A 12,910-nucleotide genomic window follows, 5' to 3' on the forward strand; every position below is an offset into this window, starting at 1 on the left:
TATACAAAACAGGCATTTCGGAACGGAGTTTCCCTTCTGAATAAAGGTCTTCGTGGTTATACTTCTGCTAATAATTTTCTCTGAGAGCACGCATTGTGAATTTACTGACAGCAAGTACTGATCTCATCAGTATTTTTCTATTCACGACACTGTTCCTTTTTTTTGCGCGTAAGGTCGCAAAAAAGATCGGTTTAGTGGATAAGCCCAACTATCGTAAACGTCATCAGGGGCTGATACCGTTGGTTGGGGGGATCTCGGTTTACGCCGGTATTTGCTTTATGTTCTTAATCGCAGATTATTACATCCCACATGCTTCTCTCTACCTCGCCTGTGCCGGTGTGCTGGTTTTTATTGGCGCGCTGGACGATCGTTATGATATCAGCGTAAAAATTCGCGCCACAATTCAGGCGGCCATCGGCGTCATTATGATGGTGGTTGGTAAACTCTATCTCAGCAGTCTGGGCTACATCTTTGGCCCTTGGGAGATGGTCCTCGGTCCGTTCGGCTATTTCCTGACGCTCTTCGCCGTCTGGGCGGCAATTAACGCCTTCAATATGGTTGATGGTATTGATGGCCTGCTTGGCGGGCTGTCCAGCGTATCCTTTGCCGCAATGGGCCTGATCCTCTGGTTTGATGGACAAACTAGCCTGGCAATCTGGTGCTTCGCGATGATTGCCGCCATTCTGCCGTATATTCTGCTCAACCTCGGCGTGTTAGGTCGTCGCTACAAGGTGTTTATGGGCGATGCGGGCAGTACGCTAATTGGCTTCACCGTTATCTGGATCCTGCTGGAAACCACACAGGGTAAAACCCATCCTATTAGCCCGGTCACTGCGCTGTGGATTATCGCCATTCCTCTGATGGATATGGTAGCCATCATGTACCGTCGTTTGCGTAAGGGGATGAGTCCTTTTTCTGCGGATCGCCAGCATATTCATCATTTGATCATGCGTGCCGGGTTTACTTCCCGACAAGCGTTTGTCCTGATTACGCTGGCTGCTGCGATTCTGGCCGCCATTGGCGTGCTGGCAGAATATTCTCATTTTGTTCCTGAATGGGTCATGCTGGTGCTGTTTTTGCTAGCATTCTTCTTCTACGGTTATTGCATCAAGCGTGCCTGGAAGGTGGCAAGATTTATCAAACGTATGAAACGCAGGCTACGAAGAAACCGCGAAAACAAACCAAACTTAACCAAGTAAATGAGGATGCGATGACACAGCCATTACCGGGAGAGCGTGCCGTGAACACTGAAAATGAACTGGACATCCGTGGGTTGTTTCGGACCTTATGGGCAGGGAAGGTGTGGATTGTCGGTATGGCCCTCGTCTTTGCGCTTGTTGCTCTCGCCTATACGTTTTTTGCGCGTCAGGAGTGGAGTGCGACCGCCATTTCTGACCGACCTACGGTGAATATGTTGGGGGGCTATTACTCTCAGCAGCAGTTTTTACGTAACCTGGATATTAAGGCTAGCCTGGCTCCGGCGGATCAACCGTCGGTGATGGACGAAGCGTATAAAGAATTTGTCATGCAGGTTGCCTCGTGGGATACGCGCCGTGAGTTTTGGCAGCAGACCGATTACTTTAAGCAACGGATGGTCGGCAACAGTAAAGCCGATGCGGCATTGTTGGATGAGCTGATTAATAACATTCAGTTTATGCCTGGTGATGCACAGCGCAACACTAATGACAGCGTGAAGCTGATTGCGGAAACGGCGCCAGATGCTAACAACCTGCTGCGCCAGTATGTGGCATTTGCCAGCCAGCGTGCAGCACGCCATCTGAACGATGAGTTAAAAGGCGCGTGGGCTGCGCGCACGGTACAGATGAAAGCGCAGGTTAAACGCCAGGAAGAGGTGGCGAAATCACTCTTTTCTCGTCGCGCTCACAACATTGAACAAGCGCTCAAAATAGCCGAGCAACATAATATTTCTCGCACTTCAACCGATGTACCTGCGGATGAATTACCGGACTCTGAGCTGTTTTTGCTCGGACGTCCTATGCTGCAGGCGCGACTCGAAAACTTGCAGGCCGTTGGTCCAGAGTTCGATCTGGATTATTTCCAAAACAGAGCCATGCTCAATACGCTGAACGTCGGTCCTACTCTGGACCCACGTTTTCAGACCTATCGTTATTTGCGGACGCCGGAAGAACCGGTAAAACGTGATAGCCCGCGCCGTGCCTTCCTGATGATTATGTGGGGCATTGTCGGGGCCTTGATCGGTGCCGGTGTCGCGTTAACCCGTCGCCGCCCGATTTAGCAATACCGTTGCAGTGAGGGGCTGGGCCCTCGCTGCCAATCCGAAGAGAATCGATGTGAAAGTACTGACTGTATTTGGCACGCGACCGGAGGCCATCAAGATGGCACCTCTGGTTCATGCGCTGGCAAAAGATCCTGATTTTGATGCGAAAGTTTGCGTCACAGCGCAGCATCGGGAGATGCTTGATCAGGTGTTGAACCTCTTTTCCATTGTGCCTGACTACGATCTCAATATTATGCAGCCCGGTCAGGGACTCACCGAAATTACCTGCCGAATCCTTGAAGGGTTAAAGCCGATTCTGGCTGAGTTTAAACCGGATGTCGTACTGGTACATGGTGATACGACAACGACCATTGCCACCAGTCTGGCCGCGTTTTATCAGCGTATTCCTGTCGGACATGTTGAGGCCGGGTTGCGAACCGGCGATCTCTATTCTCCGTGGCCGGAAGAGGCAAACCGCACGCTGACCGGGCGTCTGGCGATGTATCATTTTGCACCTACGGAAAACTCGCGGCAGAACTTGTTACGCGAAAACATTGCCGATAACCGCATTTTTGTCACCGGCAATACGGTGATTGATGCGTTGATCTGGGTTCGCGATCGCGTACTGGCGAGCGATGAACTGCGGGCCGAACTGGCCGAGCATTATCCTTTCCTGAGCGCGGATAAAAAGATGATCCTGGTGACCGGTCATCGTCGGGAAAGCTTTGGTCGCGGTTTTGAGCAAATCTGCCATGCGCTGGCAGAAATTGCAGCGGCGAATCAGGATGTGCAGATTGTCTACCCGGTGCACCTGAACCCTAACGTCAGCGAACCGGTTAATCGCATCCTGGGTCACGTTGACAATGTGATTTTGATCGAGCCGCAGGAGTACCTGCCGTTTGTCTGGCTGATGAACCACGCCTGGCTGATCCTGACCGATTCTGGCGGTATTCAGGAAGAAGCCCCATCACTGGGTAAGCCAGTGCTGGTGATGCGCGAAACGACGGAGCGCCCGGAGGCCATTACTGCAGGCACGGTGCGGCTGGTGGGGACAGATCCGCAGCGTATTGTGGAAGAAGTCACGCGTTTGCTGCATGACGAAGATGAATATCAGACCATGAGCCGAGCCCATAATCCGTATGGCGATGGGCAAGCGTGTGGTCGCATTTTAGACGCGTTAAAAAACAATCGGATATCGCTATGAGTTTTACGACCATTTCTGTCATTGGGCTGGGTTATATCGGGCTGCCAACCGCAGCTGCTTTTACTTCCCGTCAAAAACACGTGATTGGCGTAGATGTTAATCAGCATGCGGTGGACACCATTAACCGTGGTGAGATCCATATCGTTGAACCCGACCTCGGTGCGGTGGTGAAAACAGCTGTAGAAGAGGGGTATCTTCGGGCGACCACCAAACCCACGGAAGCGGATGCGTATTTAATCGCTGTGCCTACCCCGTTCAAAGGGGAGCATGAACCCGATATGGTGTACGTCGAAGCGGCGGCGAAGTCAGTGGCACCGGTGCTTAAAAAAGGTGCGCTGGTGATCCTCGAGTCAACGTCACCCGTCGGGGCGACCGAGCAGATGGCCGCATGGCTTGCCGAAATTCGGCCTGATCTGACGTTCCCGCAACAGGCTGGGGAACAGGCAGACGTCAATATTGCCTATTGTCCAGAGCGCGTGCTGCCGGGCCAGGTGATGGTCGAGCTGATTAAAAACGATCGCGTGATTGGCGGGATGACGCCCGTCTGTTCCGCGCGCGCCAGCGAGCTGTACAACATCTTCCTTGAAGGTGAATGTGTGGTGACTAACGCCCGCACAGCGGAAATGTGTAAACTTACTGAAAATAGCTTCCGCGACGTGAATATCGCCTTTGCCAATGAATTGTCGCTGATTTGCGCCGAACAGGAGATTAACGTCTGGGAACTGATTCGCCTGGCGAACCGACACCCGCGCGTCAATATACTGCAACCTGGTCCCGGCGTTGGCGGTCACTGTATTGCAGTCGATCCATGGTTTATTGTGGCGCAGAACCCGCAGCAGGCGAAATTGATCCGCACCGCCCGTGAAGTCAATGATGGCAAACCTCACTGGGTTGTTGATCGGGTAAAAGCCGCCGTCGCGGATTGTCTGGCGAAGACAAACAAACGCGCCAGCGAGGTGAAAATTGCCTGTTTTGGCCTGGCATTTAAACCGAATATTGACGATTTACGTGAAAGCCCGGCGATGGGTATCGCGCTGAGTATCGCCCAGTGGCACGGCGGTGAAACGCTGGTGGTGGAACCGAATGTTCATCAACTGCCAAAAAAACTGGATGGCCTGTGTACGTTGGCGAAACTGGACGACGCACTGGCAAGCGCTGATGTGCTGGTGATGCTGGTCGACCATAATGAATTTAAAGCGATTAAAGGCGATGCGGTACACCAGCAGTACGTGGTTGATACCAAAGGAGTCTGGCGATAATGAAACGAATTCTGGTCACCGGTGGCGCCGGATTTATCGGCTCCGCGGTTGTACGGCATATCATTAACGAGACGCAGGATGCTGTGGTGGTGGTCGATAAACTGACCTATGCCGGCAACCTGATGTCGCTAACGCCGGTCGCACAGAATGACCGTTTTGCCTTTGAGAAAGTTGATATCTGCGATCGGGCTGCGCTTGACGCTGTCTTTCAACAGTATCAGCCAGACTGCGTCATGCACCTGGCGGCGGAAAGCCACGTTGATCGTTCCATTGATGGTCCGGCTGCGTTTATCGAAACCAATATTGTGGGTACCTACACCCTGCTGGAAGCGGCGCGCGCTTATTGGAACGTATTAACCGATGAGAAAAAATCGGCGTTTCGTTTCCATCATATTTCGACCGATGAAGTGTATGGCGATCTCCATTCTACGGATGATTTTTTCACTGAAACCACGCCGTATGCACCAAGCAGCCCTTATTCCGCATCGAAAGCCAGTAGCGACCATCTTGTCCGTGCCTGGCTACGTACGTACGGTTTACCTACGCTGATTACCAACTGCTCCAACAACTACGGCCCGTACCACTTCCCGGAAAAGCTGATCCCACTGACGATTCTTAACGCGTTGGCGGGCAAACCGCTGCCGGTATACGGCAACGGGCAGCAGATCCGCGACTGGCTGTACGTGGAGGATCATGCCCGCGCGTTGTATTGCGTAGCGACCACCGGGGCCGTGGGTGAAACATATAACATCGGCGGGCACAACGAGCGTAAGAATCTGGACGTAGTCGAGACGATTTGCTGTCTGCTGGAAGAACTGGCCCCCAACAAGCCACAGGGCCTTGCGCAGTACCGCTCACTGATCACCTTTGTTGACGATCGTCCTGGCCACGATCAACGTTACGCCATTGATGCGTCGAAGATTGCACGTGAACTTGGCTGGATGCCGCAGGAAACGTTTGAGAGCGGCATGCGCAAAACCGTGCAATGGTATCTGGCGAATGAGGCGTGGTGGAAGCCCGTGCAGGACGGCAGCTACCAGGGTGAACGTTTAGGTCTGAAGGGTTAATTTCCGGAGGAGGTACGCATGAAAGGTATCATTTTGGCGGGAGGTTCGGGTTCTCGCCTGCACCCCATTACGCGTGGCGTATCGAAACAGCTATTACCGATTTACGACAAGCCGATGATTTACTACCCGCTATCGGTGCTGATGTTGGCGGGGATCCGTGAAATCCTGATTATCACCACGCCGGAAGATAAAGGCTATTTCCAGCGTTTGCTGGGCGATGGCTCTGAGTTTGGCATCGAGTTGCACTATGCCGAGCAGCCCAGCCCGGACGGACTGGCGCAGGCGTTTATCATCGGGGAAACGTTCCTTAACGGTGAGCCTTCCTGTCTGGTTTTAGGTGACAACATCTTCTTTGGGCAGGGATTTAGTCCAAAACTGCGCCACGTTGCTGCCCGAACGGAAGGGGCGACGGTATTTGGCTATCAGGTTATGGATCCTGAGCGTTTCGGCGTGGTGGAGTTTGACGACAATTTCCGCGCCGTCTCGCTGGAAGAGAAGCCGAAAGAACCGAAATCTAACTGGGCGGTGACGGGACTCTATTTCTACGACAGTAAGGTGGTGGAGTACGCAAAATGCGTGAAGCCTTCCGAGCGTGGAGAGCTGGAGATTACCTCCATCAACCAGATGTATCTTGACGCGGGTAACCTGACGGTGGAACTGCTCGGCCGTGGCTTTGCCTGGCTGGATACCGGTACGCATGACAGCCTGATTGAAGCGAGTATGTTCGTACAAACGGTTGAGAAACGTCAGGGTTTTAAAATTGCCTGCCTGGAAGAAATCGCCTGGCGCAACGGCTGGCTGGATGATGAAGGCGTGAAGCGTGCCGCCAGTTCTCTGGCTAAAACCGGTTATGGTCAATATCTGCTGGAGCTACTCCGTGCTCGTCCGCGCCAGTATTGAGCCGCTGAATTGGGAGAATACGTTCTTTGGCGTGAAGAGCGCCATTGTGCGTGTTGACCCGCATGCGCCGGTTCTGACTGCGGATTCGTTGCAGCCCTGGGAGCGGGTACAGGCGAAAATTCCTGCGGCGAACGCCCAGGAGTTAGATGCATTGCAGCAGCTGGGTTTCTCGCTGGTCGAAGGGGAAGTGGATTTAGCGCTGTCGGTCACGGGCGTTTATGACAATCCTAGCGCGCAGGTCGCACAAACTGCAGATATCCCGGCGTTACGCCAGCTGGCGGGGCAGGCGTTCGCGCAAAGCCGTTTTCGTGCGCCGTGGTATGCGCCCGATGCCAGCGTGCGTTTCTACGCGCAGTGGATTGAAAATGCCGTACTGGGCACGTTCGACCATCAGTGTCTCGTTTTTCGCACACAGGCTGGCGATATTCGTGGCTATGTCTCACTGCGTGAACTGAATGAGACCGATGCGCGTATTGGCCTACTGGCTGGTCGCAGTGCGGGCGCAGAACTGATGCAGGCTGCGCTGTGCTGGGCGCAGGCTCGCGGTAAAACAACATTGCGCGTGGCGACCCAGATGGGCAATATCGCCGCGCTTAAACGTTACATACAGAGCGGTGCCAATGTAGAAAGCACCGCGTACTGGTTATACAGGTGACAACATGATCCCATTTAACGCACCGCCGGTGGTGGGCACCGAGCTTGAATACATGCAGTCTGCGATGAGCAGCGGAAAACTGTGCGGTGACGGCGGCTTTACCCGTCGTTGCCAGCAGTGGCTGGAGCAACATTTTGGCAGCGCGAAAGTGCTGCTGACACCCTCCTGTACCGCCTCGCTTGAGATGGCGGCATTGCTGCTGGATATCCAGGCTGGTGATGAAGTGATCATGCCGAGCTACACCTTTGTCTCCACCGCCAACGCCTTCGTGCTGCGTGGGGCCAAAGTCGTCTTTGTCGATATCCGCCCGGATACCATGAACATTGACGAAACGCTGATTGAAGCGGCGATCACCGACAAAACCCGCGCTATCGTACCGGTGCATTACGCGGGCGTTGCCTGCGAAATGGACACCATTATGGCACTGGCGGCTAAGTACAACCTGTTCGTGGTGGAAGATGCCGCTCAGGGCGTGATGTCGACCTACAAAGGCCGCGCGCTGGGAACAATTGGTCATATTGGCTGCTTTAGCTTCCACGAAACCAAAAATTACACCGCGGGTGGCGAAGGTGGAGCCACGCTGATTAATGATAAAAAATTAATCGAACGTGCTGAGATCATCCGCGAAAAAGGGACCAATCGTAGCCAGTTCTTCCGTGGCCAAGTGGATAAATACACCTGGCGAGATATTGGTTCCAGCTATTTGATGTCCGATCTGCAGGCCGCCTATCTGTGGGCACAACTGGAAGCGGCGGATCGTATCAATCAGCAGCGTCTGGCGCTGTGGCAGAATTATTATGATGCGCTGGAACCGCTGGCACGCGCCGGGCGTATTGAACTGCCTTCCATCCCGCAGGATTGCGTGCAAAATGCCCATATGTTTTATATCAAGCTGCGCGATATCGACGATCGCAGTGCGCTGATCAACTTCCTGAAAGAAGCCGAAATCATGGCGGTATTCCATTATATCCCGCTGCACGATTGCCCGGCTGGCGATAAATTTGGTGAGTTTGCCGGAGTTGATCGTTACACCACTCAGGAGAGCGAACGTCTGCTGCGCCTGCCGCTGTTTTACAATCTGTCGCCGGTCAACCAGCGCACAGTGATTACGACCTTACTGAACTACTTCGCCTGATATGTCGCTTGCTAAAGCGTCCCTGTGGACGGCAGCCAGTACGCTGGTAAAAATTGGTGCGGGCCTGCTGGTGGTGAAACTGCTGGCGGTTTCATTTGGCCCGGCGGGTGTTGGGCAGGCGGGTAACTTCCGCCAGATGGTTACCGTGCTCGGTGTACTGGCGGGGGCCGGAATATTCAACGGCGTCACGAAGTACGTCGCACAGCATCATGACGATCCGGCGCAGTTACGCCGTGTGGTCGGTACCTCTTCGGCGATGGTGCTGGGATTCTCCACGCTGATGGCCGCCCTTTTTCTGCTGGCAGCAGCGCCGATCAGCCAGGGTTTATTTGGTCATACGCATTATCAAGGGTTAGTGCGGCTGGTTGCACTGGTACAGATGGGCATAGCCTGGGCGAACCTGCTGCTGGCGCTGATGAAAGGTTTTCGCGATGCTGCCGGCAATGCGCTATCGCTGATTGTCGGTAGCCTGGTGGGCGTGGTGGCCTATTATGGTTGCTATCGTCTCGGGGGTTACGAAGGTGCGTTGTTAGGGCTGGCGCTGGTGCCTGCGCTGGTAGTGATCCCCGCTGCTGCGATGTTGATTAAGCGTGGAACTATCCCACTGCGCTACCTGAAACCCTGCTGGGATAACGGTCTGGCCGGGCAGTTAAGCAAGTTCACGCTGATGGCGTTGATCACCTCCGTGACGCTGCCGGTGGCGTACGTAATGATGCGAAACCTGCTGGCAGCCCATTACAGCTGGGATGACGTGGGGATCTGGCAGGGGGTGAGCAGTATTTCCGATGCGTATCTGCAATTTATCACCGCCTCATTCAGCGTTTACTTGCTGCCGACGCTGTCGCGCTTAACTGAAAAGCATGACATTTCGCGCGAGGTCGTAAAGTCGCTGAAGTTTGTGCTACCGGCGGTTGCTGCCGCGAGTTTCACCGTCTGGCTGCTGCGTGATTTTGCTATCTGGCTGCTGTTTTCGGCTAAATTTACCGCGATGCGCGATCTGTTTGCCTGGCAGCTGGTGGGCGATGTCCTGAAAGTAGGGGCTTACGTTTTTGGCTATTTGGTGATCGCGAAAGCGTCGCTACGGTTTTATATTTTGGCTGAAATTAGCCAGTTCACGTTATTGACGGCATTTGCCCACTGGCTGATCCCTGCGCATGGCGCTCTGGGAGCAGCCCAGGCATATATGGCAACCTATGTGGTCTATTTTTCTCTCTGTTGCGGCGTATTTTTACTCTGGCGTAGGCGGGCATGACAGTACTGATTCACGTTCTGGGATCGGATATCCCTCACCATAACCAAACCGTATTGCGGTTTTTCAACGACTCGCTGGCTGCGACGAGCGAGCACGCGCGCGTGTTTATGGTTGCCGGGCAGGATGCGGGATTCAGCGAAAGTTGCCCGGCGTTATCGCTGAGTTTCTATAGCGGGAAAAAGGCGCTGGCAGAGGCGGTTATTAAGAAAGCGAAAGCGGATCGTCAACAGCGTTTCTTCTTTCACGGTCAGTTCAATACCAGCTTATGGCTGGCACTGCTGAGTGGGGGAATTAAACCCGAGCAGTTTTACTGGCACATCTGGGGCGCCGATCTGTATGAAGTCTCCAGTGGACTGAAATTCCGCCTGTTTTATCCGCTTCGTCGGTTGGCGCAAAACCGCGTGGGCTGCGTGTTTGCCACGCGGGGTGATTTGCGCTATTTCGCTGGGCTGCATCCGCGCGTGCGCGGTGAGCTGCTGTATTTCCCGACGCGCATGGATCCATCGCTCAATACGATGAGCGACGGGCGTGAACGCAGCGGGAAAATGACCATTCTGGTGGGAAACTCCGGCGACCGCAGCAATGAACATATTGCCGCGCTGCGCGCCGTGCATCAGCAGTTTGGCGATACGGTGAACGTGATTGTGCCCATGGGTTACCCTGCCAATAATGCGGCGTATATCGATGATGTTCGTCAGGCTGGACTGGCATTATTTCGTGCGGAAAACCTGCACATTCTCAGCGAAAAGCTGGAATTTGAGGCTTATCTGGCGTTACTGCGTCAGTGCGATTTGGGCTACTTTATTTTTGCTCGTCAGCAGGGGATCGGCACCTTGTGTCTGTTGATCCAGGCCGGTATTCCGTGTGTGCTTAACCGCGAAAACCCCTTCTGGCAGGATATGGCAGAGCAAAACTTGCCGGTATTGTTTACCACCGATGAACTCAATGAAGGTATTGTGCGCGAAGCGCAGCGTCAGCTGGCCTCGGTCGATAAGAGCGCCATTACCTTCTTTAGCCCGAATTACCTACAGCCGTGGCATAACGCGCTGAAAATTGCTTCCGGAGAAACGGTATGAGCCTGATGCAATTCAGCGGTCTGCTGGTGGTGTGGCTGCTCTCCACACTGTTTATCGCCACGTTGACCTGGTTTGAGTTCCGACGGGTACGCTTTAACTTCAATGTGTTCTTCTCATTGCTGTTTTTATTGACGTTTTTCTTTGGCTTTCCGCTGACCAGCGTGCTGGTATTCCGCTTCGACGTGGCGGTGGCCCCGCCGGAAATTCTGCTGCAGGCGCTGCTGTCAGCCGCCTGTTTCTATGCTGTCTATTACGTGACCTATAAAACCCGTTTACGCAGGCGAACGGCGGAAAGACCGCGTAAGCCACTGTTTACTATCAACCGCGTTGAGGCTCATCTGACGTGGATAATATTGATGGCGATTGCGCTAGTGAGCGTGGGCATATTCTTTATGCACAACGGCTTCCTGCTGTTCAGACTGCAGTCCTACAGCCAGATCTTCTCCAGTGAAGTTTCCGGTGTGGCGTTGAAGCGCTTCTTCTACTTCTTCATCCCAGCGATGCTGGTGGTGTACTTCCTGCGTCAGGACAGCAAAGCGTGGCTGTTTTTTCTGGTAAGCACCGTCGCGTTTGGCTTGCTGACCTATATGATTGTGGGCGGCACGCGCGCCAATATCATCATCGCCTTTGCCATCTTCCTGTTTATCGGCATTATTCGCGGCTGGATTTCGCTGTGGATGCTGGCGGCCGCTGGCGTGCTGGGCATTGTGGGGATGTTCTGGCTGGCGCTGAAGCGCTACGGCATGAACGTCAGCGGAGACGAAGCGTTCTATACTTTCCTGTATCTGACGCGCGACACCTTCTCGCCGTGGGAAAACCTGGCATTGTTGCTGCAGAATTACCACAATATTGAGTTCCAGGGTCTGGCGCCGATCGTGCGTGACTTCTATGTGTTTATCCCCAGTTGGCTGTGGCCTGGGCGACCGAGCATCGTACTCAATTCGGCGAACTACTTTACCTGGGAAGTGTTGAACAACCACTCGGGGCTGGCTATCTCGCCAACATTAATTGGCTCGCTGGTGGTGATGGGCGGGGCGTTGTTTATCCCGTTAGGCGCGATTGTGGTTGGACTTATCATCAAATGGTTCGACTGGCTGTACGAGTTAGGTAACCGGGAAACAAACCGCTACAAGTCGGCGATTTTGCACAGTTTCTGTTTCGGTGCCATTTTCAATATGATCGTGTTAGCACGTGAAGGACTGGATTCGTTTGTCTCGCGAGTGGTCTTTTTCCTCGTGATTTTTGGTGTCTGTTTGCTGGTGGCAAAACTGTTGTTCTGGCTGTTTGACAGTGCCGGACTGATTCATAAACGCATAAAATCGCTGCCCCGGACACAGGTTGAAGGATAGTAATGACTGATAACACCACTGCGCCGTTGTATTCACTGCGCGGATTACAACTGATTGGCTGGCGCGATATGCAGCATGCGCTGAATTACCTGTTTGCAGAAGGGCATCTTAGGCAGGGGACGCTAGTGGCGATCAATGCTGAGAAGTTGCTGACAGCGGAAGATAACCCTGAGGTACGCGCGCTGATCGATGCCGCTGAGTTCAAATACGCCGATGGGATCAGCGTCGTGCGTTCCGTGCGAAAAAAATTTCCACAGGCCCAGGTTTCACGTGTGGCCGGTGCCGATCTGTGGGAGGCCTTAATGGCACGAGCTGGCCGGGAAGGAACGCCGGTCTTCCTGATTGGCGGCAAGCCGGAGGTGCTGGCGCAGACGGAAGCAAAACTGCGCACACAATGGAACGTGAACATTGTGGGCAGCCAGGACGGCTATTTTACGCCGCAGCAGCGCCAGGCGCTGTTCGAGCGGATTCACGCCAGCGGTGCGCAGATTGTTACCGTAGCGATGGGGTCACCGAAACAAGAAATCTTTATGCGTGATTGCCGCCAGGTTCATCCCGATGCGCTGTATATGGGCGTGGGTGGCACCTACGACGTCTTTACTGGCCATGTAAAGCGTGCGCCTAAAGTCTGGCAAAACCTCGGGCTGGAGTGGCTATACCGCTTGCTGTCGCAGCCGAGCCGTATCACGCGTCAACTTCGCTTATTACGTTATCTGCGCTGGCACTATACCGGCAATCTCTGATTTCCTCCCTTCTTTGGTATGTAGCGCATTC

Annotated in this window: 12 protein-coding genes; all 12 read left to right on the forward strand. The window is 53.8% G+C overall.

Annotated features, from left to right (window positions below; genetic code table 11):
- The first annotated feature begins 95 nt into the window (after positions 1-95).
- Genes wecA through wecG form a run of 12 tightly spaced genes read left to right on the forward strand, consistent with a single transcriptional unit; the run spans position 96 to position 12,879 of the window.
- Complete coding sequence (gene wecA, locus FDX01_RS01880; RefSeq protein ID WP_135912806.1) at positions 96-1,199, forward strand: UDP-N-acetylglucosamine--undecaprenyl-phosphate N-acetylglucosaminephosphotransferase; 1,104 nt, start codon at positions 96-98, stop codon at positions 1,197-1,199.
- An 11-nt stretch (positions 1,200-1,210) separates the two neighbouring features.
- Positions 1,211-2,257, forward strand: coding sequence for an ECA polysaccharide chain length modulation protein (gene wzzE / locus FDX01_RS01885; RefSeq protein ID WP_115259857.1), 1,047 nt, complete (start codon positions 1,211-1,213; stop codon positions 2,255-2,257).
- Positions 2,258-2,312: 55 nt separating this feature from the next.
- Positions 2,313-3,443, forward strand: coding sequence for a UDP-N-acetylglucosamine 2-epimerase (non-hydrolyzing) (wecB, locus tag FDX01_RS01890; protein ID WP_137399133.1), 1,131 nt, complete (start codon positions 2,313-2,315; stop codon positions 3,441-3,443).
- The gene (wecC, locus tag FDX01_RS01895; protein ID WP_137399134.1) at positions 3,440-4,702 is read left to right on the forward strand and encodes a UDP-N-acetyl-D-mannosamine dehydrogenase; all 1,263 of its coding nucleotides are present in this window, start codon (positions 3,440-3,442) and stop codon (positions 4,700-4,702) included. The genes wecB and wecC overlap by 4 nt, the downstream gene beginning before the upstream one ends.
- On the forward strand, positions 4,702-5,769 hold the full coding sequence (gene rffG / locus FDX01_RS01900) for a dTDP-glucose 4,6-dehydratase (RefSeq protein ID WP_135912803.1): 1,068 nt from the start codon (positions 4,702-4,704) through the stop codon (positions 5,767-5,769). Before wecC ends, rffG begins: the two co-directional genes overlap by 1 nt.
- A gap of 18 nt (positions 5,770-5,787) precedes the next feature.
- Positions 5,788-6,669: a glucose-1-phosphate thymidylyltransferase RfbA gene (rfbA, locus tag FDX01_RS01905; protein ID WP_137399135.1), complete on the forward strand. Its 882-nt coding sequence runs from the start codon at positions 5,788-5,790 to the stop codon at positions 6,667-6,669.
- Positions 6,647-7,324: a dTDP-4-amino-4,6-dideoxy-D-galactose acyltransferase gene (rffC, locus tag FDX01_RS01910; protein WP_137399146.1), complete on the forward strand. Its 678-nt coding sequence runs from the start codon at positions 6,647-6,649 to the stop codon at positions 7,322-7,324. Before rfbA ends, rffC begins: the two co-directional genes overlap by 23 nt.
- 4 nt (positions 7,325-7,328) lie before the next feature.
- Entirely contained in the window at positions 7,329-8,459 is a 1,131-nt protein-coding gene (rffA, locus tag FDX01_RS01915) for a dTDP-4-amino-4,6-dideoxygalactose transaminase (RefSeq protein ID WP_096758940.1), read from the forward strand.
- A 1-nt stretch (position 8,460) separates the two neighbouring features.
- Entirely contained in the window at positions 8,461-9,711 is a 1,251-nt protein-coding gene (wzxE, locus tag FDX01_RS01920; RefSeq protein ID WP_096758939.1) for a lipid III flippase WzxE, read from the forward strand.
- Entirely contained in the window at positions 9,708-10,787 is a 1,080-nt protein-coding gene (locus FDX01_RS01925; protein WP_115259852.1) for a TDP-N-acetylfucosamine:lipid II N-acetylfucosaminyltransferase, read from the forward strand. The genes wzxE and FDX01_RS01925 overlap by 4 nt, the downstream gene beginning before the upstream one ends.
- Positions 10,784-12,136: an ECA oligosaccharide polymerase gene (gene wzyE, locus FDX01_RS01930; RefSeq protein WP_096758937.1), complete on the forward strand. Its 1,353-nt coding sequence runs from the start codon at positions 10,784-10,786 to the stop codon at positions 12,134-12,136. The genes FDX01_RS01925 and wzyE overlap by 4 nt, the downstream gene beginning before the upstream one ends.
- Positions 12,137-12,138: 2 nt before the next feature.
- Positions 12,139-12,879: a lipopolysaccharide N-acetylmannosaminouronosyltransferase gene (gene wecG / locus FDX01_RS01935; protein ID WP_096758936.1), complete on the forward strand. Its 741-nt coding sequence runs from the start codon at positions 12,139-12,141 to the stop codon at positions 12,877-12,879.
- Positions 12,880-12,910: the final 31 nt, after the last annotated feature.

Source organism: Citrobacter sp. wls613 (assembly GCF_005281195.1).
GTDB lineage: Bacteria > Pseudomonadota > Gammaproteobacteria > Enterobacterales > Enterobacteriaceae > Citrobacter > Citrobacter gillenii.

What these genes read in the sequence shown, in the direction of transcription:
- wecC (WP_137399134.1), top strand. Translation starts at nt 3,440, where the DNA reads ATGAGTTTTACGACCATTTCTGTCATTGGGCTGGGTTATATCGGGCTG.
- wzxE (WP_096758939.1), top strand. Translation starts at nt 8,461, where the DNA reads ATGTCGCTTGCTAAAGCGTCCCTGTGGACGGCAGCCAGTACGCTGGTA.
- rffG (WP_135912803.1), top strand. Translation starts at nt 4,702, where the DNA reads ATGAAACGAATTCTGGTCACCGGTGGCGCCGGATTTATCGGCTCCGCG.
- wecG (WP_096758936.1), top strand. Translation starts at nt 12,139, where the DNA reads ATGACTGATAACACCACTGCGCCGTTGTATTCACTGCGCGGATTACAA.
- wzzE (WP_115259857.1), top strand. Translation starts at nt 1,211, where the DNA reads ATGACACAGCCATTACCGGGAGAGCGTGCCGTGAACACTGAAAATGAA.
- FDX01_RS01925 (WP_115259852.1), top strand. Translation starts at nt 9,708, where the DNA reads ATGACAGTACTGATTCACGTTCTGGGATCGGATATCCCTCACCATAAC.
- rfbA (WP_137399135.1), top strand. Translation starts at nt 5,788, where the DNA reads ATGAAAGGTATCATTTTGGCGGGAGGTTCGGGTTCTCGCCTGCACCCC.
- wzyE (WP_096758937.1), top strand. Translation starts at nt 10,784, where the DNA reads ATGAGCCTGATGCAATTCAGCGGTCTGCTGGTGGTGTGGCTGCTCTCC.
- rffA (WP_096758940.1), top strand. Translation starts at nt 7,329, where the DNA reads ATGATCCCATTTAACGCACCGCCGGTGGTGGGCACCGAGCTTGAATAC.